General features: G+C 61.1%; 20 protein-coding genes and 1 pseudogene. 8 read left to right on the forward strand and 13 right to left on the reverse strand.

Features of this window, described 5'->3' with window-relative positions; all coding sequences use genetic code 11:
• Positions 1 to 86: 86 nt before the first annotated feature.
• From PDO_RS23345 to PDO_RS23375, 7 genes are all read right to left on the reverse strand, one after another.
• The gene (locus PDO_RS23345) at positions 87 to 1784 is read right to left on the reverse strand and encodes an ABC transporter ATP-binding protein (RefSeq protein WP_007607639.1); all 1698 of its coding nucleotides are present in this window, start codon (positions 1782 to 1784) and stop codon (positions 87 to 89) included.
• Positions 1781 to 2725: an acetamidase/formamidase family protein gene (locus PDO_RS23350; protein ID WP_007607640.1), complete on the reverse strand. Its 945-nt coding sequence runs from the start codon at positions 2723 to 2725 to the stop codon at positions 1781 to 1783. Before PDO_RS23350 ends, PDO_RS23345 begins: the two co-directional genes overlap by 4 nt.
• A gap of 103 nt (positions 2726 to 2828) precedes the next feature.
• The gene (locus tag PDO_RS23355; protein ID WP_007607641.1) at positions 2829 to 4436 is read right to left on the reverse strand and encodes an ABC transporter substrate-binding protein; all 1608 of its coding nucleotides are present in this window, start codon (positions 4434 to 4436) and stop codon (positions 2829 to 2831) included.
• Between the two features lie 26 nt (positions 4437 to 4462).
• Positions 4463 to 5383: an ABC transporter permease gene (locus PDO_RS23360; RefSeq protein WP_007607642.1), complete on the reverse strand. Its 921-nt coding sequence runs from the start codon at positions 5381 to 5383 to the stop codon at positions 4463 to 4465.
• A complete protein-coding gene (locus PDO_RS23365; RefSeq protein WP_007607644.1) occupies positions 5383 to 6231 on the reverse strand; it encodes an ABC transporter permease in 849 nt (282 codons plus the stop codon). Before PDO_RS23365 ends, PDO_RS23360 begins: the two co-directional genes overlap by 1 nt.
• Entirely contained in the window at positions 6219 to 6812 is a 594-nt protein-coding gene (locus tag PDO_RS23370) for an ANTAR domain-containing protein (RefSeq protein WP_085995864.1), read from the reverse strand. Before PDO_RS23370 ends, PDO_RS23365 begins: the two co-directional genes overlap by 13 nt.
• Positions 6812 to 7948 carry a transporter substrate-binding protein gene (locus PDO_RS23375; RefSeq protein WP_007607652.1) on the reverse strand — a complete coding sequence of 379 codons (1137 nt, stop codon included), beginning with the start codon at positions 7946 to 7948 and terminating at the stop codon, positions 6812 to 6814. Before PDO_RS23375 ends, PDO_RS23370 begins: the two co-directional genes overlap by 1 nt.
• 387 nt (positions 7949 to 8335) lie before the next feature.
• On the opposite strand from PDO_RS23375, the gene PDO_RS23380 reads away from it, so the two are divergent.
• Positions 8336 to 8632 (forward strand): hypothetical protein, encoded by a 297-nt coding sequence (locus tag PDO_RS23380; RefSeq protein ID WP_007607653.1) that lies wholly within the window; start codon positions 8336 to 8338, stop codon positions 8630 to 8632.
• A 32-nt stretch (positions 8633 to 8664) separates the two neighbouring features.
• Here the strand turns inward: PDO_RS23380 and gltS are convergent, their stop codons facing one another.
• The 4 genes from gltS to PDO_RS28115 all read right to left on the reverse strand — a co-directional run bounded on the left by gltS (position 8665) and on the right by PDO_RS28115 (position 12222).
• Positions 8665 to 9870 carry a sodium/glutamate symporter gene (gene gltS, locus PDO_RS23385; protein ID WP_007607655.1) on the reverse strand — a complete coding sequence of 402 codons (1206 nt, stop codon included), beginning with the start codon at positions 9868 to 9870 and terminating at the stop codon, positions 8665 to 8667.
• 115 nt (positions 9871 to 9985) lie between these two features.
• On the reverse strand, positions 9986 to 11074 hold the full coding sequence (locus tag PDO_RS23390; protein WP_007607657.1) for a helix-turn-helix domain-containing protein: 1089 nt from the start codon (positions 11072 to 11074) through the stop codon (positions 9986 to 9988).
• 280 nt (positions 11075 to 11354) lie between these two features.
• On the reverse strand, positions 11355 to 11852 hold the full coding sequence (locus PDO_RS23395) for a DUF1269 domain-containing protein (protein WP_007607659.1): 498 nt from the start codon (positions 11850 to 11852) through the stop codon (positions 11355 to 11357).
• 31 nt (positions 11853 to 11883) lie between these two features.
• Positions 11884 to 12222 carry a hypothetical protein gene (locus PDO_RS28115; protein WP_007607660.1) on the reverse strand — a complete coding sequence of 113 codons (339 nt, stop codon included), beginning with the start codon at positions 12220 to 12222 and terminating at the stop codon, positions 11884 to 11886.
• A 540-nt stretch (positions 12223 to 12762) separates the two neighbouring features.
• On the opposite strand from PDO_RS28115, the gene PDO_RS23400 reads away from it, so the two are divergent.
• From PDO_RS23400 to PDO_RS23430, 7 genes are all read left to right on the forward strand, one after another.
• Positions 12763 to 14361: an amidohydrolase gene (locus tag PDO_RS23400; RefSeq protein ID WP_007607661.1), complete on the forward strand. Its 1599-nt coding sequence runs from the start codon at positions 12763 to 12765 to the stop codon at positions 14359 to 14361.
• Between the two features lie 138 nt (positions 14362 to 14499).
• Positions 14500 to 15219 carry an META domain-containing protein gene (locus PDO_RS23405; RefSeq protein ID WP_007607663.1) on the forward strand — a complete coding sequence of 240 codons (720 nt, stop codon included), beginning with the start codon at positions 14500 to 14502 and terminating at the stop codon, positions 15217 to 15219.
• Positions 15220 to 15248: 29 nt separating this feature from the next.
• The gene (locus tag PDO_RS23410; RefSeq protein WP_007607670.1) at positions 15249 to 15836 is read left to right on the forward strand and encodes an HdeD family acid-resistance protein; all 588 of its coding nucleotides are present in this window, start codon (positions 15249 to 15251) and stop codon (positions 15834 to 15836) included.
• A gap of 56 nt (positions 15837 to 15892) precedes the next feature.
• Complete coding sequence (locus PDO_RS23415) at positions 15893 to 17572, forward strand: alpha/beta hydrolase (protein WP_007607672.1); 1680 nt, start codon at positions 15893 to 15895, stop codon at positions 17570 to 17572.
• A 51-nt stretch (positions 17573 to 17623) separates the two neighbouring features.
• The gene (locus PDO_RS23420; protein WP_007607673.1) at positions 17624 to 18676 is read left to right on the forward strand and encodes a patatin-like phospholipase family protein; all 1053 of its coding nucleotides are present in this window, start codon (positions 17624 to 17626) and stop codon (positions 18674 to 18676) included.
• A gap of 114 nt (positions 18677 to 18790) precedes the next feature.
• Positions 18791 to 19897, forward strand: a complete 1107-nt coding sequence (locus tag PDO_RS23425) for an AI-2E family transporter (RefSeq protein ID WP_007607678.1) — start codon at positions 18791 to 18793, stop codon at positions 19895 to 19897.
• A gap of 14 nt (positions 19898 to 19911) precedes the next feature.
• Positions 19912 to 20604: an esterase/lipase family protein gene (locus tag PDO_RS23430; RefSeq protein WP_244426515.1), complete on the forward strand. Its 693-nt coding sequence runs from the start codon at positions 19912 to 19914 to the stop codon at positions 20602 to 20604.
• Here the strand turns inward: PDO_RS23430 and PDO_RS23435 are convergent.
• Both PDO_RS23435 and PDO_RS23440 read right to left on the reverse strand, forming a co-directional pair.
• Positions 20594 to 21061, reverse strand: a complete 468-nt coding sequence (locus PDO_RS23435) for a cyclic nucleotide-binding domain-containing protein (RefSeq protein WP_007607684.1) — start codon at positions 21059 to 21061, stop codon at positions 20594 to 20596. The genes PDO_RS23430 and PDO_RS23435 overlap by 11 nt on opposite strands.
• Before the next feature lie 36 nt (positions 21062 to 21097).
• Positions 21098 to 21781, reverse strand: a pseudogene (locus tag PDO_RS23440) (ABC transporter ATP-binding protein); the annotation flags it as partial.

A 21781-nucleotide genomic window follows, 5' to 3' on the forward strand; every position in this document is an offset into this window, starting at 1 on the left:
CCAAATGCAAGCCAACATAACAAAACCCCTGCGGACATCCCGCAGGGGCTTTTGTCGTTTTGGTCCCGCTGTGAGCGGCTTGCTGGCTAGCCGCGTCGATAGTGCAGGGGGTCCGCAACCGGGACGGCGGCCATCAGCAGGCGGGTGTAGTTCTCGCAAGGATCCTCGAAAATCTGCTGGCGCTTGCCGATTTCGATGATCCGGCCACCTTTCATCACGGCGACATCATGCGACATCTTCTCGATCACCGCCATGTCATGCGAGATGAACAGGTAGGCCAGACCCATCTGTTCCTGCAGTTCCAACATCAGGTCCAGAACCCTGGCGCGCACCGAAACATCGAGTGCGGCGACGCTTTCGTCGGCGACGATCAGCCTGGGTTCGAGTGCAAGCGCCCGGGCGATGCAGATGCGCTGGCGCTGGCCGCCGGAAAACTCGTGCGGATAGCGGGATGCTGCGTCCGGCGTCAGCCCGACGCGTCTCAGTAGCATGGCAAGCCTGTCCTCGCGCTCGGATGCATTGCCGACCCGATGGATGAGCAGAGGCTCGATGATCGCCGCACCGACGCTCATGCGCGGGTCGAGCGACGCATAGGGATCCTGGAAGATCATCTGGGCCGAGCGGCGGATCGGGCGCATGGCGCGCGGAGACAGATGCCGGATCTCGTTGCCGTCGATCTTCACGCTGCCGGAAAACGGGATCAGGTTGAGCACCGCCTTGCCGGTTGTCGATTTGCCCGATCCGCTTTCGCCCACCAGTCCCAGGGTCTGGCCGGCCTTGATCGAGAAGGAGACCGTATCGACGCTTGGCGTGGCTGGCTTTGCCGTGCCGAACCAGGCGGCTTTTGCGGCGTAGGTGACACTCAGTTCCCTGACCTCCAATACGGTGGTCGGTGTCGGGGTCGGGGACGATACCGGTACCGGTGGCTGCGACACGCGCGGCGGAGCAGTCGTGCCGGCATGGGCGCCAAGCCTTGGCACGGCTGCGAGCAATTGCCGCGTGTAGAGTTCAGCCGGCTTGCCGAAGATGTCAAAGACGTTGCCCTGTTCGAGGATACGGCCATGCTGCATGATCGCCACGCGGTCGGCCATTTCGGCGACCACGCCCATGTCGTGAGTGATCATGAGAATCGAGGTGTTGAACTCGCGACGAAGTTCGCGCATCAGCATCAGGATCTGCGCCTGGACGGTGACGTCGAGTGCTGTGGTCGGTTCGTCGGCAATCAGGACCCTTGGCCGGCAGGAGAGCGCCATGGCGATCATCACGCGCTGGCGCATGCCGCCCGACAGTTCATGGGGATATTGCTTCATTCGTGCGGTGGCATTGCTGATCTGCACGGCATCAAGCATGGCTTTCGCCGTCGCTTCGGCACCACTGCCCCGATCGGCCTGATGCTCGCGGATCGTCTCGATGAGCTGCTCTCCGATCGTCATGACCGGATTGAGCGAGGTCATCGGCTCCTGAAAGATCATCGCTATCTCACCGCCGCGGATCCGGCGAAGTGCGCGATGGGAAATGCCGAGGATACTGCGGCCTTCAAGCTCGATTGCCCCGGACGCGACTTTCAGCGATGCTTTCGGCAGCAGTCCCATGATCGACAGGGATGTCACGGATTTTCCCGAGCCGGATTCGCCGGCAAGGCACAGCGTCTCGCCGGGGCCCAGATCGAAGCTGACGTGATCGAGGATACGTTTCAGGCCGTCCGGCGTGCGGGCGTCGACGTTCAGATCTCGGACGGACAGGACCGGCACAGACTCAAGCAGAGGCAGGATATGCTCGTTCACGCGAATACGATCCGCGGGAAGTAGAAGGATACGACCCAATTCGGCATGTCGACGATCTCGCTGATCCTGAGATCACCGCAGACGGAGCAGAGCATATAGGCATCGACCGGGTTCAGCCCGTGGTCGGAAGACAGCAGGTCGACCATGCGCATGACGGCTTCGCGCGCGCCAGTCATCAGGTCGGGGCCGATACCGGTGGTGACTTCATAGCCGGCGCCATCGAGATGGCGGGTGACAGGTTCGGTGGTGGTGAAGCGTGGTGACTTGAGATTGGCGCCTTTCACCAGATCGAGCGTCAGCTCGACATTCATCTGGCTTTCGATCGCGGTGCCGCAGACTTCGCCGTCTCCCTGAGCGGCATGGGTGTCGCCGACCGAGAAAAGGGCGCCTTCGACTTCGATGGGCAGGTAGAGGGTTACGCCGGCCGTCAGGTCACGGATGTCCATGTTGCCGCCGACGCGGCGGGGCGGGACGACGGAATGCAGGCCGGTTTCGGCGGGTGCGACGCCGATCGTGCCGGTGAAGGGTTTCAACGGGACCCGACCGCCGGGGCCGAAGGCGGATGGCGCCATGCTCACCGTGTCATAGGACCAGACATGCAAAGCCGGGTCCTTGAACTGATCGGCGAGCAGGCCGAAGCCTGGAATGTTGGCGGTCCAGCCATGGCCGGAGGGGTGAAACTTGCGGATGGTCACCTTGAGTGCGTCGCCAGGTTCTGCGCCCTCGACATAGACCGGGCCGGAGACCGGATTGATCCTGCCGAAGTCGAGATTGGCCAGGGTCTCGAGTGTCGCGTCGCGGCCGATCTGACCGCCGGAGGAATCGAGGCACTCAAACAGGATCGTTTCACCGGGCTTCGCCGAAAGCGCTGGCGGGAAATCCCGGTTCCAGCCGAAATTGTGCTGAGCGCGGTGGATGGTATGGGTGCAGGCGACGCACATGACAGGTCTCCGTTCAGCGGTTTTCAGTTCGTATTCGGTCCGTAGCCGGCCCCTCTCCATTGACGAGGAGGGGGCCGGGTTCGGGGTAATCCGGCTTTATGTGTTACTTCACGAAGATCGCGTCGTAGTTGATGACGCGGGTCGGATCGATATAGATATTGTCCGGGCCGCCCATGCGCGCCGACTTGGCAACCACACGGCGCTCGTTGATCACAGGCACCCAGGGGGCGTCCGCCATGATGTCGGTGAAGATCTTGCCCCAGGCTGCCTGACGTTCCGCAACCTTGGCCGGGTCCGACATGGAATCGGCCTCGATCGCGCGTTTGTCGAGTGCCTCGTTGCAATACCAGGACCAGTTCCAACCGCCCTGAACCGCGCCGCCGCAACCGAGGATCGGACCGTAGAAGTTGGACGGATCCGGGAAGTCGGCAATCCAGGCCATGCCACCGGACCAGATCATCGGTGCTTCGCCTTCGGTGCCGCCGGCGGCAATGACATTGCCCTGTGCCAGTGCGCGGACTTCTGCCTTGATGCCGACCGCGGCGAGATCCTGCTGGATTGCCTGGGCGATGCGCGGCTGCGGATCGGTGTTGGTCGAAAAGAGCACGGTCTCGAAACCATCGGCATAGCCGGCTTCGGCGAGCAATGCCTTGGCCTTGTCGACGTCATAGCCGTAGCCGGTAAACGCCTTGTCGTAGCCCGGCATCAGCGGCGGAAGCGGCTGGTTGGCAGGCGTGGCGCGACCGTTCAGGATGCGGGTGATGCGCTCCTTGTTGATCGCCATGTTGACAGCCTGTCGGACTTTTACGTCGTCAAACGGCTTCACCTTGGTGTTGAGCGTGACATAGCCGGTATGCAGCTGTTCGCCGTCGACGATCATCTGGGCGCCTTCCGGCGAATTCTTGATCTCGAGGAACTTGGCCGGCGGGATGCCATCGCCGGCGATGTCGACTTCGCCCTTCTGCAGCCGCAGCAGCGCCACTAGCGGTTCCTGGCCGACTTCGACGGTGACGGAATCAATATATGGGACGCCCTTGATGTAATAGTCGGGGTTGCGCTCGAAGCTCAGCTTCTGACCGATCGTCCAGTCCTTCAGGATCAAGGTGCCGGAACCGACAGGCTTCTTGCCGAAATCACCGGCGGCGGCATCGACGGCTTCCTTCGGCACGACGGAGGCGAAGTTGATTGCCAGCACATGCAGGAAGGTGGCGTCCGGGCGCGACAGCTTGAAGATGACGGTGCCGTCGTCCGGCGTCTCGATGCCCGACAGGGTTTCGCTCGTGCCGCCCGTCAGGTCGGCAAAGCCGTTGACGGCACCGAAGAAGCCGGCGCCAGGCCCCTGGGTCTTCGGATTGATGGCGCGCTCGATCGAGTATTTGACGTCGGAGGCAACAACCTCGCGGCCGTTGGAGAACTTGACGCCCTTGCGCAGCTTGAATTCATAGGTCAGGCCGTCGGGCGAGACGGTGAAGCTTTCGGCCAGCGACGGGACCAGATTGGCCGTGCCGGGTTCGTAATCCATCAGACGGGAGAAGAGGCTCTTGATCATCGACCAGTTGACCCAGTCATAACCGATCGCGGGATCGAGCGTGGTGATGTCGTCCTTGTAGGTGACGACGATATCGCCGCCATTGGTCTGGGCCTGTGCCGCGATCGGGAGGATGGCCAGCACGGCTGCTGTCGTCGATGCAAGTAACCAGCGTTTGAACATGTTTCTGTTCCCCTTTTTGTTGTGATTCAGTGTGAACGGATGCGTGGGTCAATCATCGGCGCGATGATGTCTGCGACGAGATTGCCGATGATGATCGCGAGGGCGGAGGTCAGGGTGACACCCATGATGATCGGGATGTCGACCTGCTGGATGGCCTGCCAGGCGAGCTGGCCGATCCCGGGCCAGCCGTAGACGGCTTCCACCACCACGACGCCGCCCATGAACTGGCCGATATCGATGCCGATCATGGCGATGATCGGCAGGATGGCATTGGGAAGCGCGTGGCGCAGCACGATGCGGCGGGCGGAAAGCCCCTTGGCCCGGGCGGTGCGGATATAGTCCTGGTTGAGCACATCGATCATCGCCGAGCGTGCCATGCGGGCATACCAGCCGGCACCGAGGATGCCGAGCGTCATGGCGGGCAGCACCACATGGGCAAAACTGCCATAGCCGCTCATCGGGAACCAGCCGAGCGTCGCGGCGAATAGATAGAGCAACAGCAAGGCGACGACGAATTGCGGGGCCGACACGCCGACAAAGGCCGAGGCCATCACCAGCCTATCGGTCAAGCCGCCGCGATTGAGGGCGGCAGTTATGCCTAGCGTCAGGCCGATGGCAACTTCGACAAAAATCCCGGCCGCCATCAAGACCAAGGTCGCCGGCAGGCGCGCGATGATCAGGGTCACGACCTGCGTTTTCTGGGCGTAGGAGCGACCGAGATCCCCTTGCAGCAAACCACGGAGATAATGCAGGAACTGTGTCAGGAGCGGTTGGTCCAGTCCGAGTTCGTGCCGGATATTGGCCACGGTCTGGGCGGTGGCGCTGCGTCCGGCAATCATCCGGGCCGGATCTGCAGGCAAGGCATACAGAAGCACGAAGGTGATCGCGGCGACGCCGAGCAGGATGAGCGCCGATTGCAGCAGCCGTTTTGTCAGGACGCCCAGCATCAGCCTCTCCCGCGTTGTGTCGGATCGAGAATGTCGCGCAGGGCGTCACCAACGAGGTTGAAGGCGAGAGCGGTCACAAGGATGAGGGCGCCGGGGAAGAAGACCAGCCAGGGGGCTGCCTGGAAATAGCTCTGGCTCTCGAAGATGATATTGCCCCAGGAAGGTTGCGGCGGCTGGACGCCGACGCCGAGGAAGGAGAGTGTTGCCTCGAGCAGGACGGTGGTTGCGATGCCGAGCGTGCCCCAGACAATGGCGGTGGGGATCAGATGCGGCAGGATGTGCCGAAACACGATGCGTCCGTGGCCGGCGCCCAGCGCGCGCTCTGCCATGATGAAGTCGCGCTCGACCAGGCCGCGGGTCTCGGTGTAGACGATGCGGGCGACCTGGACCCAGTTGACCAGAGCGATCACCATGGCGACGATCCAAAGGCTGGGCTTGAGGATGGCGGCAAGCACGATGGCAAGCAGCAGGGCCGGGAAGGCCATCATCAGGTCGGTGCAGCGCATCAAAAGGGTTCCGACCCAACCACGCATGTAGCCGGCGGTGATGCCGACAAAAAGGCCGATGGTGACCGCGACGCCGTTGGCGACGAGGCCGATGATCAGCGAGGTCCGCGCGCCATAGAGCAGGCGGGAGAAGAGATCGCGGCCGAGGGTGTCGGTGCCGAGCAGGAACTGACCGCCAGGCGGCATGGGCGCGCCTTCCAGCGTCAGGCCATCGAACATCTGGTTATCGGGATCGAATGGTGCGATCAGCGGTGCGGCGAGTGCCAGGATCAGGACGCCGAGAATTATGGCGAGCCCGAAGAGGGCGGAGGGTTGACGGGCGAGTTCCTTCAGCGCCCGCATTTGCCAACCTCGCGCAATGGTTCCGAACCGGCCAGGAAGAAGGCGGCGATCTGTTCGATCGGCAGGCGGCGGCGCATGGCGCAATCCCTGAGGACCGAATAGGCGGCGTCCTCGCCGATCTGCCGTTCGCTGGTCAGGCGGGCGATGGCGGCATAGACGACCGGGCGCAGCTTCAGGCGTTCTTCCAAGTGGGCAATCTGCCGTTCCGCGGACAGGCGTGCCTCGTGGATCGAGACGGCAAGGACCAGGGCTGGGTAGATTGCGGATGCCGTGATCGGCTTGGGGATGATCGCGCCCGCACCCTGGCGAATGGCCCAGGCAATCCGGCCCGGTGCTTCCGAGCCGAGCAGGGCGACGACCGGGCGGGTCGGTGTGCCCGTGCCCCAGGGCAGGAGTTCGTCCCAGCCACGGTCGGCATCGACAAGGATGAGTTTCGGCATGGCGCTTTCGATGATCGGGCTCCACTGGCAATGGACCTCGATGCCAAGAAGGCTCAGCTGACGGCGCAACCGTTCCGTATTGCCATCCTCTTCGGTGAGGATCGTCGCTCGCCATCCGGTGAAATTCGGGGTCCGCGTGATCATGACACCACCCTCAGCTTCGGCTTGAGGGTCAGGGTTGCGCCGGTCAGATAGGGATCAGCCGGCAGAGCCGGGCGGGCCGCGATGACATCGAAGCCGTCCTCAGGATTGATCTGGCCGAGCAGGAAGGGCAGTGCTGCATGATTGGTGTCGGGATCGATGTGCATCTCGCCGAACAGCGTCGGCCAGCTTCTTGAGACAATCTTGTCGCGGACCTTTGCCGGTTCTTCCGATCCGGCAGCCTCGATCGCTGCGATACACAGGCTGACGGCGGTGTAGGCGCTGGCAAAGACGCTAGAGACCTTGCGTTCACCCGGTCTCCAGGCCTGCAGCCTGGCCTTGAAGGCGAGGTTTTCGGCGGTGTCGAGGCTGTCGAAATAGGATGCCGCGCACAGCTGGCCTATGCCGGCGCCGTCATCGATGTCCGTCAGTTCGCATTCCTGCAGGTCGCAGCTCGCGACCGGACAATTTTCGGGCAGGAAGGCCGGATCGCGCTCACCGAGCTTTTTCATGGCCGCCAGGAACGCGTAGCTCGAGGGGCCGATCAGATTGTTGAGAACGAAGCTTGGGCGCTTTTCGGCGATGTCGGCGACAATGCGCTCGACATCCGTCTCTTCCAGCGGCAGATAGCGTTCGCCGAGAACCGTGCCGCCGACATTGTTGATCAGCTCGCGGGCAAGCCGGTTCATCTCCCAGCCCCAGACATAGTTGGCGCCGACCAGATAGGGGTGCGCGCCGTGTCGCGGGATCAGGTGTTCGAACAGCGGGATCAGATGCTGGTTGGGACAGCCGCCGATATAGAGGACGTTTTCATTGGCCTCGAAACCTTCATAGGGGCACATGTACCACAGCAGGCCGTCGTGCTTTTCGACGAGCGGTATGACTTCCTTGCGCGCGGCCGAGGTGATGGTGCCGACGATGTGGCGGCAGCCCTCATCGCGGATCAGGTGGCGTGCGCCTTCGACATAGGCAGCGAGATCGGCATGAGGATCGAAGAAGGCCAGCTCGACCCTGGTGCCGCCGGCGGCGCGATAATCGTGATAGGCAAAATCGGCGCCATCGCGGGCGTCTCGACCCATCGAGCCATAAGGCCCGGTGGTCGAATAGAGGATACCGATCTTCACGGTCTCTTGCATCAGAAATCCAAACACAAAAAATCCCACAACGCGGTTCCCGGAAACCGGGGCGTTGTGGGGCGCTGTTGCCCTGCGACGGACGAGGTCATTTGATCAGTTCGGCAAGATTTGCCCAGAACTTGAGCGTGATTAAAATACGGTCAAATGGTCTTTGTCAAGCGGGTCTGCTGTCGAGGCGGCGGATGTTTCGACGCAATCCAGGCGAGACGAAAACAGATTGATTTCGTCGCATCGTGACGCATCGCGCTTTGGTGCATGGCTTCTGTTCGAGCGTACTGCCTGCCATCGTGCCAAGCGATACACCGAAGTGCATTTCAGCACTTGATCCGCACGCATTGGCTCATATGATCATTATATTCCTAAATTTTGTTATTCTGGAGGATTGTTATGCGCCGATTGCTTGGACTTTTTCTCTGCCTGATGCTTGTCTTTCCGGCGGCCACTCCGGTTGATGCGCGGGTCAATATCAATATCTCCATCGGCTCGAATGTCAGCAACGGGCGATCGATCACATGCCAGGAAGGACGCAACCGGCTTCGTAGCCACGGCTTTCGCGATATCCGCACAGTCGATTGCCGTGGCAGATTCTTTGTCTACCGAGCCACACGCGACGGCCGGCGCTTCGAGATCGCACTCAATCGCCACAATGGCCGTGTCGTCGATATGCGCCGTTCGGGACGGTAGGCGTTAAAGTCTGGCGTCCTAGTTCCAGGCCTCTATCGGAGCAGGAAGCCGATCACGGCCGCATTGGCGAGGTCGATGAAGAAGGCCGAGACCAGCGGCACGATGATGAAGGCCATCGGTGCGGCACCATGGGATTTGGTAATGGCCGCCATGTTGGCGATGGCTGTCGGCGTGGCGCCGAGCGTGACCCCGCCAAATCCGGCCGAAATCACCGCCGCATCATAGTTTCTGCCCATGGCGGGGAAGACGGCCAGGAGAATATAGACAACGGTTGCCACGGTTTGCAGGAACAGGATGGCGATCAGGGCAATCCCCAACCCGCCCAGCGCCCATAGCTGCATGCTCATCAACGACATGGCGAGGAAAATGCTGAGCGACAGATCCGAGATCAGCGACAGGGCGCGCGATCCCGACGGCCATGGCAGGCGCGGGGCGGCGAGCGGGACCAGGTTGGTCATGGCAATGGCGCATAGCAGGCACATGACAAACAGCGGCAGCTTGATGCCGATGTCGTCGACGAGTTCATGCAAGGTGTAACCAGCGAGAATGGCGAGGTTCATGACGAAGAGCGTCTGCAGCAGGCTGCGGTAGCTGACGTCGTCGGCATGGCGCTCGCCTGCATCGGCGGGCACGCCGACGGTCAATTCTTTCTCTTCCGGACCCTTCAAGTTATGCCGCTGGATCAGGTGATGCGCCAGCGGGCCGCCGATCAGGCTGGCGATGACGAGGCCAAGGGTGGCGCTGGCTATGCCGATCTCCAGCGCGTTGGTGATGCCGAAGCGCGCCTGCACCAGCGGCGCCCAGGCAATGGTCGTGCCATGGCCGCCGATCAGGGAGGCCGAGCCGAGGAAGACGGCCAGTCCATCGGGAAGGCCAAACAGAGCGGCGCCAGCAAGGGCGATGCCGTTCTGGATGAGCAGGAATGTCACCGTCAGGGCAAGCAGAATAAGGAGTGGGCGACCGCCGCGCACCAGATCCGCAAACCGTGCATTCAAGCCGATGCCGGTGAAGAAGTAGAGCAGCAGCATGTCGCGGGCCGCGAGATCGAAAATAATCTCGGTCGACACCATGCTGTAAAGCGCAAGTGTGCACAGCGCCGCCAGCAGCCCGCCGCTGACCGCTTCAGGAATGCTGAAGTGACTGAGGACGGCGATCGACCGGTTGAGCATGCTGCCGATGAAAAACACCAGGATGGCGATCGTCACGGTCAAAAGGCCAGGCACTTGAATGGTGGTCACGGCGTGGATCTCCTGGACGTCGTTTAACTGTTGCTTTCGGTTTGTCTCCGGTGCCGGCCGGCAAAATCGGCGGAGCAAAATGGGCTTGCAAGCTGGCTGGCTATAGGCCAGATGCCTAGAACTGAAGCCGTCGCAGGATGAAGGGAAGCTTGTCCGAGGGCGCGAGATTTTCCAGGTTCTGCGTGTCCTGATAGCTCGTCTGAATGAAATGGTGCCTCGCGTCGCTGGGCGTGTAGCTGAACTCCCGCTTGAAGGCCCGGCTGAAGTCGGCGCCATCGTTGAAGCCCAGCCGTTCGGCAATATCCTGAATTCGGCATGGATTTTGGGCATCGACCAGGCGTTTGTGCGCCTCACAGAGCCGTTGCCGCTTGATGTAGCGATGAATGCCGCCCACCGGTTCGAAGAGATTATAGAGCTTGGTGCGCGACATGGCCATTTCACGCATGAGCAGATCGGGACCGAGGGCCGAATTGTAGAGGTTCTGCTGGATGAATTTGCGCGCCCGCTCGATGAGCGTCGCTGCGAACTGGTCCTTCGATGCGTTGATCCTGTCGGCTGACGGCGCGGCGCAGGCGATCACCATGTCTCTGGTCGCATGGGCAAGCGCGCTCGCCTCGGTGGTCGTCACATAGGGCATCTGCGCGACGAGGCAGGTGATGTAGGATGACAGCATCTGGCCCATGGGGCCGCAGATCGACTGGAAGGCGACGCTGTCTAGGACATGCGCGCTGTCACCGCAGAAACTGCGGGGAATCCACAGCATGATGAAGTGGCAATCCGTCAGCGAACCGCTGAATCGGCTGCCAAGCGGGTGGACCTGCAGAAGTCTCGACGATGATACATACTGATCGTCGCCGGTATCCGTGTGACATGTTCCGTCGAGAAACAGGGTCAGGCACCAGTGATCAAGCCCGCTGTTTTTCATCTGCATGGGCCAACTGATAAAATCGAGGCCTTCGGTCCTGATTTCCGCCAAGGCAATCTCACCGAGATCCCAAAGCACCTGCTTGCCCGAAAATGTGCTTCCGCTGGCGGAAGGCTTTTGCCTCAGGTCCACCATGGGCTGGTAGCTGCGGCGCCAGGCGCTAAAGCGATCGGCTTTGTCGATGTGATCGGTGGAAAAGGAATGGGGCAGAAGCGATGTCGCCGGGCCGCTTTTCTCCGCGGCGGCAACCGGGGAAAATAACGGGGCTGCTTCAGACATGGTATGCCGCTCGAAAACTGCCATACAAATACCCAAGCGATCAAAATTTATAGTTTCATTTACAACTTATGGGAAAGTTATGCACCACTAAAAAATCATAGCTGCTTTTTCGCATTTTATAATATTTAAAGTGACGCGTATCCGTTTTCATCCAATAAAAGTCAGGACTTACATAGGCGGCTACCGCAGATCGAGTTTGCCGGTGCGCCCGGATGCACGGGAGGGAAGACACTCCACCACGTTGTGTGGGCTCTTCCCTCCCGGCTTTCCAGGCGGGTGATCAGACCGGTTTTTCGGCTGCGGCCAGCGCGTCGCGCAGGACCTGCTCCTTGCTTTCGTCCAGCGACGACTTGAGCACCACGCCACCAAATGGCGCGATTTCCTTCAGCACCTTGTCTTCGGTCATCTCCTTGACGAGAACAAAAAGAGCGGCGTTGCCCGGGGTCAGGCTGGCCGCGAGTTCCTTCATGAAGGGATCGTTGATCCCGACATCGGTCAGCGCACCGCTGACAGCGCCGGATGCCGTGCCGACGGCAACGCCGAGCAGTGGGTTGAGGAAGATCACACCGATCAGCAAGCCCCAGAAGCTGCCAGATGCGGCGCCGGCGGCGGTGGTGTTGATCAGCTGGTTCAGCTTGATCTTGCCCGCCTCGGTCTTCGTTGCAATCACGGCGTCCCCGAGTGTGATGATGTATTCCCGTTGCAAGCTGAGGAGCTTGGAACGGACGTCTTCGGCCTGTTTTTCGTTCGGATAAACGATCGCGATCAGTGTGGACATGCGAAACTCCTGTTGCTGTACGGGAAATGGATCAGTCGGCGATGGTGCTGCGGACAAACGGTGAAGTCATGCGGTGGCCGCTGCCGTCGGTCGTTCGGTCGAAGGATCCTGCGACGGCAGAGACGTCTTTTTCGACGGCGTGTCCGGCCGCATTTTCAGCCAGGACGAGCCCCACATCTTTCGTGCCAGTGTCACTGCCATCGAAGCCCCCTCCGGCGCAAAACCGATCCCCTAAAACAACCACAGCGTGATTGTCCCCCTTGCAACTATAGGATTGTTTGAGAGCCAAAGTGATCAGCCTGGAGTCCGGAGATTCTGCATCACGTCCCGAATGTGGTGGAAATCTGTATTCGTTGAGGGTGGTTTGCACGGAAGATCTCCATCAGATCCGTCGATGTTTTTTCGGCATTTTTTCCGGGCTCTTCGACAGTGAATCATGGCGATGCGTCCCATTTTTTTGCATCACGTCCGTTTTTTTACGAAAACTGATCTGATTGTGCCGATCCTGTTGTTTGTTCTGGGCTTTGCTGCTCTTAAATTGGTCCAGATCGCAATCGAGCGGCCGCCATGATCAAGCGTTTGTTGTTGTTTATGGTCACATTGCCCCGCCTGTCCGGCGGAAAGATATCGCAGTTGGCCTCCGGGTCTGCTGGTGGTTCTGGGCAATCTACGCCTCTAGCCAAAATGCGCATTCCCGCGACGCCGGGAATTTGTGGGGATGAGGCAACAAGGTGTCTGGCGATTGACCGATGGCTCGTTGCTCATCACCCTTGGCTCAAGGTCAGCGCGTCGCGGTGCATGATTTCCGGTTCTTGCCGATCTCGCGAACATGCATTTGCCGCCCCGCCGATCCGCCGGGAATGTTGTGGCTTTGATGTGCCACGATTTGATCGCCTCGAAGGAGAAACCCATGGCTGAATCCACATCCTTTGCCGACATGGCGCGCCGCGATTTCCTGAAGACCTCGTTTGCTGTCAGCGGAGGTGCTGCGATCGCCACAGGCCTGATGGCTGCTGTCGATGCAAAAGCAGCAGTGGCCGCCACAAGTCAGGCAGATCTGCCGCCGCCGAGCTCCGTCGAACCGGCGGCGAGGGCGGTGGACGCGGTGCGCGATGCGATCTTGCGGATCTCCCGCGAGGTCTGGGAAAATGCGGAGCTGTCTCTGGAGGAGGATATTTCCTCGAAGATCCACCTGCGCGAGCTGGAGGCTGCCGGCTTCACGATCGTCAGTCGCGGCACGTCGAACATACCGACGGCTTTCATTGCCGAGTGGTCGCAGGGAAGCGGTGGTCCGAAGATAGGTTTCCTGCCGGAATATGACGCGCTGCCGGGGCTGGGCAATGCTGCTGAGCCACGCCAGACGCCCGGTCCGGCCGGGGTCGATGTCGGGCATGGCTGCGGCCACAACATGCTCGGAGCCGGCTGCACCGGCGCTGCCTTCGCCCTGAAGAAGATGATGCAGGAGAATGGGACCGCAGGCACGTTGCGGGTCTATGGATGCGCGGCCGAAGAGACACAGGGCGCCAAGGTGTTCATGGTGCGCGACGGGTATTTCAACGACCTGGACGCGGCGCTTGCCTGGCATCCGGCGCCGATCACCGCGACAGGTCTGCTGCGCACCGCAGCGGTCAACATGGCGCGTGTGCGCTTCACCGGCCGCACCGCGCATGCGGGCGTGGCGCCCTGGGAAGGGCGCAGCGGCCTCAAGGGCGCGGAAATGTTCGCCGTCGGCGTGCAGTTCATGCGCGAGCATATCGAGCCGACGTCGCGCGTGCATTACATCTATACCCAAGGCGGGATCGCGGCGAATGTCGTGCCGGAGGTCGGTGAGATCCTGATCATGATCCGCGACAGCGACCGCGAGCGGGTCACCGCGATCACCAGCTGGCTGCGGGAAATTGCCGATGGGGCGGCGCTGGCGACCCAGACAAAAGCCGAGTTCGACCTGTTCTTCGGCATGCATGACCTCATACCCAACGAGACCTTGGCCGGACAGGTGCTGCGCCACATGAATGCCATCGGCGTCGACTGGACGGAGGACGAACAGGCGTTTGCGCGCGGTTGCCAGAAGGAGATGGGGCATGCCGAACTCGGTCTCAGTCCGGCGATCGCGCCGATGATCCCGGAGACCACCACCGGCGGCGCCACCGATGTCGGCGATGTCAGCTTCGTCACGCCGACGGCACTGTTTGCCTGGGCCTGCATGCCGCTCGGTGTCGGCCTGCATATGTGGCCGCTAACGGCCTGCGGCGGCATGTCGATCGGTGACAAGGCGGCACTGGCCTCGGCCCGGGTGATGGCGGGTGTCGGCTATGATCTGCTGGTCGATCCGGAGCTGCGGGCCGGCGCCAGGGCCGATTTCGACCGGCGCCTGAAAGGCCGGACCTATGTTTCGCCGTTGCCGCCGGAACGCAAGCGACCTGACGGTATTCCGGCGCATCTTTTGCTTCGTGACGGGACCGGCGAGCTTGTCGATGGCGCCTATCTGCAGCCCTACAGCTATGAATAGGTCGGCGGGTGCATGTGACGAAATCGGCTGTGGGGAGGAACGGTCCAGGCTGCTCCTGAAAGGCAGAGGTAGCCGTCGTCGGGGCTGCGTCACCCTGTTTCTGACAATGCCAAGTCCGATGATGAGGAGGATAGAACCATGCGATTGAAACCGAAGCTGATCTCGCTCTGCGCGTTGCTTGCCTGTGCATCGTCCTTGGCTCATGCTGCGAGCGAGACCGCAGCCAAACCGGAACTGCCCTTTACGGCGCGCGGCAACGAGCCGGGCTGGGTGGTGACGCTTGCTGACGGACGGATCTCGTTTCGGACTGCCGATGGCGGCTTGACGGCAGAGGGTGCGCTGTCCGAGCCGGTCCTCAAGGACAACGTCTGGCACTACATGGACGATGCGAGCGATCTTGCGGTCGATATTGCACTGGTCCTTTGCCGCGATACGATGACGGGCATGCCCAACCCGATGACTGTCACGGTTGCGACGGGCGGCAAGACCTTCAGTGGCTGCGGCGGAGAGCCTGTTTCGCTGTTGGCAGGCGCGGCATGGCGCGTCACCAAGATCGGCGATGTCACCGTGCCGGAGGATGTCTATGTCAGTCTCGAGTTCGATGCGACAAAGGCCAGCGTCTTCGGCTCGTCCGGCTGCAATCGCTATTTCGGCGGCTTCACGCTGACCGGCGAGGGCTTCAGCTTTCAGCGCGGCATGGCCGGCTCAATGATGGCTTGCGAGGAGCACAAGAGCCGGATCGAGGCGTCGTTCCTGTCGGCGATGGAAAAGATCGATCGGTTCGATTTCGACGCCGATGGCGGGCTTGTTCTGGTCTCGTCCGACAGTCCGTCGATCACGGCAATCCGCTCGAAATAGCCGTTTCAACAGAGAGAAAGGTGGTCGACATGCCCATTGGTCTTGATGCCGCAGCCCAGGTTTATCGTGAAGCTGCACGGGATGCCGTGCGTCGGCACTCGGCATTTCATCTGGTCGAGGCGGCGCTGCTTGTGGTGGCGGGCATTTTTGCCATGCTGTTTCCGGTCGTATCCTCGGCTGCGGCGGTTTTCACCTTCGGCTGGCTGCTGATCGTCAGCGGGTTTATCCAGGCGATCGGACTGATCAGCGCTCGCCATGCGCCGAATTTCTGGCTGCAACTGGTGTCGGTGATCCTCGGGATCATGATCGGGGTGCTGTTGCTGCGCAATATCGGTCAGGGCATCCTGCTGCTGTCGCTGCTTCTGATCGTCTTTTTCATGATGGAGGGCATTTCCAAGATCGTCTTTGCCTTCACCATCCGACCATTGCCGAACTGGATATGGATCTTCGCCAGCGGGGTTCTGTCGGTGCTCCTGGCGCTGGCGCTGTTTGCGGCCATGCCGGTTACCGGATTCTGGCTGATCGGGGTGATGCTCGGTGCAAATCTGATCAGCATCGGGCTGTCGGTCGGGATAATGGCATGGAAGGTCGGCAAGATGTCCTCCGGGCCGGCCTGACGCGGTGGATTGGCAGGGCGGACTGGTAGGGCCGGTTCAGGGGGAAGACACGCTCGATGAATACAAGCAACAGGTTATCCAGTCCTGCCGGACGCCCGGTCTGGGCATTTCTTCAGGCGCTTTCGGGTGTCGGTCTGATCATCGGCGCGCTGTTCTTTGCTGCCTCTCTGACGCCGAGCCTGGTGCCGCGTGCGCCGCTGATCCAGGGGGCGCTGAGCGGTTTCTGCCTTGCTGCCGGCTATGGTCTGGGTGTGCTTTTGCGCTGGCTGTGGCTTTCGCTGCATCTGCCGTCCGTGCAGGGGCGAGCGCGGCGGCGTGGCCTTCTGCTGGCTGCACTGGTCAGCCTGTCGATTGTGGTTGCCATGCTCTGGTGGGCGGCCGGATGGCAGAACCGGCTTCGGGCGCTGATGGATATGGAGCCGATCGATAGCGCCGGGCCCTGGACGATCGCTGCCGTGGCGCTCGCGGTGTTTGCCGTCCTGGTCCTGGTCTTCCGGCTGTTCGGCATTATTGCCCAGCGCCTGTCCAATCGGCTGGCACGCCATATTCCCGGGCCGCCGGCGGCGGTTGTCGCATTGGCGGTTACGGCAATGATGTTCTGGACGATCGGCAATGGTGTGCTGGTCGGTGGCGTGATGCGTTTCCTCGACGGCATCTATAGCGAACTCGACAGTCGCTTCGATGACGACAGCGTGCAGCCTGTCGATGCGTTCAAGACCGGTGGGCCGGGATCCCTGGTTGACTGGGCGAGCCTTGGGCGGGCAGGCCGACGGCTGGTTGCGGCCGGCCCGGATCAGGCGATGATCGAACAGATGTCCGGTGCTGCAGCGCTGGAACCGCTCAGGGTCTATGTCGGGCTCAATTCCGCCGAGACGCCCCAGGCCAGGGCGGAGCTTGCCTTGCAGGAACTGATCCGGATCAGGGCCTTCGAGCGGACGAACCTGGTCATCGTCACGCCGACGGGCACGGGCTGGGTCGATCCCGAAAGCCAGTCGGCGCTGGAATATATCCTGCATGGCGACGTGGCGTCGGTATCGGTGCAATATTCCTATCTGGCCAGCTGGATCGCCCTCCTGGCCGATCCGAGCTATGGGGTGGAGACATCGCGGGCGGTCTTTGCCGCCATCTACGGTCATTGGCGGACGCTTCCACGCGATCTCCGACCGAAGCTCTATCTGCACGGCTTGAGCCTTGGCGCCTTGAACTCAGACCTCAGCCACGATTTGCACCAGGTCATCGGTGACCCGTATCAGGGGGCATTGTGGGCCGGTCCTCCTTTCAACACCCGCACCTGGGTATCGGTCACTGCGGCGCGCAATCCCGGCACGCCAAGCTGGCTGCCGACCTTTCGCGATGGCTCGGTGATCCGCTTCACCTCACAGCGCAACACGTTGCGGGAGGCACCGGCGCCTTGGGGGCTATACCGGGTGATTTTCCTGCAATATGCCAGCGATGCCGTGGCGTTCTTCGATCCGCGCGCGCTGTGGCGGCGGCCGGAATGGATGAATAAGCCGCTTGGTCCGGATGTCTCGCCGGACATGGTGTGGATCCCGGTGGTGACCTTTCTGCAACTCGGCTTCGACATCATGCTCGCCGTGTTGCCGCCGAAAGGCTTCGGCCATGTCTATGCCTTCGATCACTATGTCGACGCCTGGGCGTCGCTAACCGATCAGCCGGGTTGGACGGACGAGGCTTTGGAACTGCTGAAGCAGAAGGTTGCGGCACTGCAGCCCTGATCTGCAACGGGTCCGAACATAGCGACGAAATGCTGGAAACAGGTGTCGAACATGGCGGCAAACGCAGGAACGGATGTGCGGACAGCAAAAACGAGTATTCCTCCCATCGATCTGGCGCTCCAGGGCGGCGGCTCGCACGGGGCTTTCACCTGGGGTGTGCTCGACCGCATTCTGGAAGAGGAAGCGATCGAGATCGACGGGATCTCTGGAACTTCGGCAGGGGCGATGAACGCCGCGGTTCTGGCAGCCGGCATGGCGCGGGGAGGGCGGCAGACCGCCCGTGACATGCTGACCGCCTTCTGGCGCAAGACGTCGGAAGCGGCCCGTTTCAGCCCGTTGAAAAGGGGGCCGCTGGAACGCATCACCGGTGACTGGAGCCTGGACAATTCGCCAGCCTTTCTCGCGATGGATATCATGGCGCGCATGGTCTCGCCCTATTCTCTCGGTGGCATTGCCGGAAATCCCCTGCGCGACCTCTTGGCCGAGATCATCCATTTTCCCGATCTTGCAGATGGGCCGATCAAATTATTCATCACGGCGACCAATGTGCATACGGGACAGGGGCGGGTGTTTCGCAAACACGAGATCACCGTCGACGTGCTGCTGGCATCGGCCTGCCTGCCGTCGATGTTTCAGGCCATCGAGATCGATGGCGTTCCTTATTGGGACGGTGGCTATGCCGGCAATCCGACGATGACGCCGCTGGTGAGGGAATGCGACAGCCATGATACGCTGATTGTCCAGATCAATCCCGTTGAGCGTCTGGAAACGCCGAAAACAGCGCGCGAGATCGCCAGTCGGCTGAACGAGATTTCCTTCAACGCGCAACTGCTGAAGGAATTGCGGATGATCGCGCTGCTGCGTCGGGTCGTCGATCCCGGTCACGGAGAGGCACGCCAGTGGAAGGAGATGCGGCTGCATCGCATTACATCCGATATCATGGTGACGCTTGGCCATTCCTCCAAGCTGAACGCCGAATGGGATTTTCTGCAGATGCTGTTCGAAGAGGGGCGCCGGGCGGCGATTGCCTTCGGACAGGCCCATCTTGCCGATGTCGGAGTGCGCTCGACCTTCGATATAGACCAGTTGGTGGAGGATGTCTGACATGGCTGTCAGCGCCAGTTCTTCGTGTGCTGCGGAGCTGTCGGGTACCGCTGGCAAAGTTTCCGCTGCGTTCACCATTGATCCGCGCCATCGCCTCCAGGAAGGAATGTCTGCATGACCGAGCTTCGTCCATCCGATCCTGCGGGGACCGCCACGTCGTCCGTCTCCTTGCTCAACCTAGTCCTCGGGGTGGCCCTTGCGCTGATGGTCGGCTGGTTCCTGTATATCGGTGCCGAGGTCCTGGTGCCGATGGTGCTTGCCTTGATGATCGCCTATGTCGTCTCGGCGATTGCCGGGCTGACCGGGGCAATCCCGGTGATCGGGACACGCCTTCCGACCGGTCTGCGTTATACGCTTGCAGCGCTGGTGATTGGCTACGGGCTGATCCAGCTAGTCACGCTGCTGGCCGCCAATCTGGTGGTCTTTGCCGCCAAGGCACCGGAATATCAGGTCAAATTCCTGGAGATGGCGCAGGCACTGGCAGGTTTTGTCGGCTTCCAGGGGGATGTGACCTGGGAGACGCTGCGCAACGACCTGTTCGGCCAGATCAATCTGCAGGCCACGCTGCGCAGCGGCGTCGTCTCATCGGCATCGCTGCTGGGCGGACTGGTCTTCGTCCTGCTGAATGTCGTCTTCATGCTGCTGGAGCAGGGGAGTTTCGATGTCAAGCTCGGGCGGCTGTCCTCCGACCCCGAGCGGATCGTCCGCCTGCGTGCGGTGATCAGCGACATCAACTATCGCGTCGGTCGCTATCTCGCGGTCAAGTCGCTGATCAACGTGGTGCTGGGGCTGGTCAGCTATGCCGTCATGGTGTTTTTCGGGCTGGAATTTGCCGTTCTCTGGGCGATCATCATCGCGCTGGTCAACTACATTCCGTATCTGGGCTCGGCCATCGGTGTCTTCGTGCCGACGGTGATTGCGGTGGGTCAGTTCGGACAACCGGACCAGGTCCTGCTGCTCGCCCTGTCGCTCAGCGTGGTACAGTTCATGATCGGCAATGTGCTGGAACCGCAGATCATGGGCAATTCGCTGGACCTCAGCCCTTATGCCATCCTGATCAGCCTGACTGTGTGGACGAGCCTGTGGGGCATTGCAGGCGCCATCGTCTCGATCCCGATCACCGCCGTGCTCGTCATCGTGCTTTCCGAATTCAGCGGCACAAGGCCGATCGCCATCCTGCTATCGCGCAGCGGTGTCGTCGGCGAAAGCCGGCTTTCGTGAGGACTGGAGGCTGTATGATGCGCAGGCTGCTGCTGGCCCTGTTCGGCGTTTGCGCTATCAGTTCATCCGCGATGGCCGAATGCGTTGTCCTGCTGCATGGCCTTGCCCGCACCGAACGCTCAATGCAGGGCCTCGAGGAAGCGCTGGAGGAGCAGGGCTACCAGGTGATCAACAACGGTTATCCATCGACACAGGCCTCGATCGAGGGGTTGATGTCGCATGTCACCCGATCCGTTGCCGACTGCTGGCCGCAGCAGCGCGTGCATTTTGTCACCCATTCGATGGGCGGCATTCTTGCGCGCGCCTGGCTTGCCCGGCATCGTCCCGCCAGGCTCGGCCGGGTTGTGATGCTGGCGCCGCCCAATCATGGTTCGGAGATTGTCGATGTCTTCGGCGACCTACCGCCATTCCGGTGGATCAATGGCCCGGCGGGGATGGAGCTTGGGACCGCACCCACCTCAACCCCAAATGTCCTGCCGCTTCCCGATTTCGAGCTCGGCATCATCGCCGGTACTGTCTCGCTCAACCCGTTCTATAGCGCGCTCATCGGTGGTCCGAATGACGGCAAGGTCTCGGTCGCAAGCACCAAGATCGACGGCATGACCGATCATCTGGTCCTGCCGGTGACGCATACATTCATGATGAGCGATGCCACGGTCATCGATCAGGTCAGTCATTTCCTGAAGAACGGCAAGTTCAGCCGCTGACGACCGGCGTCTTCTGGGTCAGGGCGACCGTAAGCTCGGCAGTGGTGTGATTGAGGCGTTCGGCAAGGACACGCATGATCTCGATGGCAATTTCTGGGAAATCATGCACCAGGCAGAGAAAATTGTCCTTGCTGATCCTCAGCACTTCAAGGCGGCTGGTGGCGCGAACGGTCGCGGTGCGCGAAACCTCGCACAGAATGGCAATCTCGCCGACTATGGCGTTGTTCTCCACGTCTGCCAGCTTGAGTTCGCCCGTCGGGGTATCAACGACGACTTCGGCCGTTCCCGACAGAATGACATAGGCCGCATCGCCGGCATCGCCCTGATGAAACAGATTCTGTCCTTCGCGACAGCTGATGCGATCCGATGCAAAAGCCAGAAGTTTCAGTTTTGTCGGTGCGATGCGCGAAAAGATCGGCACGCGCCGCAGCATTTCGACTTCGTCCTTCAATAACATTGCCATAGCACTCCCCTAGCGCTCAAAGAGACGTTATTACGATAGCAGCTCTTTGAAAATACTATTTTTCTCGGAAAGTTCCGCGAAATTTCCGCTGTCAAGGCTTGCCGCCCCCTCGAAGACCAGAACACGTTCGAAGAACTGGGCGGCATCAGGACTGGACAGGACCCATATGATCGAGGGGCTTGTTTCATCGTCCTGTGACATCTGCATGACATTGGTGATGATGCGGTCCTGGGCGCGGCGATCCAAAGCCGAAAGCGGCTTGTTGAAGATGAAATAGTCGGAGCGCTTCAACAACACGCGCGCCATGTTGAGCTTCTGGCGTTGTGCAGCGGTCAGGCGACGACCCTGGGATCCGACTTCGAAATCAAGGCCGATCGACAGAACATCATTCCTGAGGTCTAGATTGTCGAATATCTCATGGCTTATGGCGCGAATGCGCTTCGACGTATCATCCTGCTCGAGCGCGATGCGGCCGAACAGGATGTTGTCCATCAGGCTGGCTGAGGCGGTGAAGTTTTCGATATCGTAGCGTTCGACAACGCCGGCCAGATCCTTTGGAATATTGGCATGAAACGTCTCGCGCGCCCGGACAAGGAGCGCCATGCGCTCGTCGGTCAGCAGGCCGAAGCGGTGGCGAGGCTCAATGTAAGAGAAGCTCATCCGGATGATGCTGCTTCGATCGGCGGGCGACGCTTCCTCCAAGGTTTTTTCCCT

The organism is Rhizobium sp. PDO1-076 (assembly GCF_000247475.1).
Taxonomy (GTDB): Bacteria; Pseudomonadota; Alphaproteobacteria; order Rhizobiales; family Rhizobiaceae; genus Allorhizobium.

Excerpts from the sequence above, each read along its gene's own strand:
- PDO_RS23350 (WP_007607640.1), bottom strand. The coding sequence starts at position 2,725 with ATGTGCGTCGCCTGCACCCATACCATCCACCGCGCTCAGCACAATTTC.
- PDO_RS23355 (WP_007607641.1), bottom strand. The coding sequence starts at position 4,436 with ATGTTCAAACGCTGGTTACTTGCATCGACGACAGCAGCCGTGCTGGCC.
- PDO_RS23360 (WP_007607642.1), bottom strand. The coding sequence starts at position 5,383 with ATGCTGGGCGTCCTGACAAAACGGCTGCTGCAATCGGCGCTCATCCTG.
- PDO_RS23365 (WP_007607644.1), bottom strand. The coding sequence starts at position 6,231 with ATGCGGGCGCTGAAGGAACTCGCCCGTCAACCCTCCGCCCTCTTCGGG.
- PDO_RS23375 (WP_007607652.1), bottom strand. The coding sequence starts at position 7,948 with ATGCAAGAGACCGTGAAGATCGGTATCCTCTATTCGACCACCGGGCCT.
- PDO_RS23380 (WP_007607653.1), top strand. The coding sequence starts at position 8,336 with ATGCGCCGATTGCTTGGACTTTTTCTCTGCCTGATGCTTGTCTTTCCG.
- PDO_RS23390 (WP_007607657.1), bottom strand. The coding sequence starts at position 11,074 with ATGTCTGAAGCAGCCCCGTTATTTTCCCCGGTTGCCGCCGCGGAGAAA.
- PDO_RS23395 (WP_007607659.1), bottom strand. The coding sequence starts at position 11,852 with ATGTCCACACTGATCGCGATCGTTTATCCGAACGAAAAACAGGCCGAA.
- PDO_RS23400 (WP_007607661.1), top strand. The coding sequence starts at position 12,763 with ATGGCTGAATCCACATCCTTTGCCGACATGGCGCGCCGCGATTTCCTG.
- PDO_RS23405 (WP_007607663.1), top strand. The coding sequence starts at position 14,500 with ATGCGATTGAAACCGAAGCTGATCTCGCTCTGCGCGTTGCTTGCCTGT.
- PDO_RS23410 (WP_007607670.1), top strand. The coding sequence starts at position 15,249 with ATGCCCATTGGTCTTGATGCCGCAGCCCAGGTTTATCGTGAAGCTGCA.
- PDO_RS23415 (WP_007607672.1), top strand. The coding sequence starts at position 15,893 with ATGAATACAAGCAACAGGTTATCCAGTCCTGCCGGACGCCCGGTCTGG.
- PDO_RS23420 (WP_007607673.1), top strand. The coding sequence starts at position 17,624 with ATGGCGGCAAACGCAGGAACGGATGTGCGGACAGCAAAAACGAGTATT.
- PDO_RS23425 (WP_007607678.1), top strand. The coding sequence starts at position 18,791 with ATGACCGAGCTTCGTCCATCCGATCCTGCGGGGACCGCCACGTCGTCC.
- PDO_RS23430 (WP_244426515.1), top strand. The coding sequence starts at position 19,912 with ATGATGCGCAGGCTGCTGCTGGCCCTGTTCGGCGTTTGCGCTATCAGT.
- PDO_RS23435 (WP_007607684.1), bottom strand. The coding sequence starts at position 21,061 with ATGTTATTGAAGGACGAAGTCGAAATGCTGCGGCGCGTGCCGATCTTT.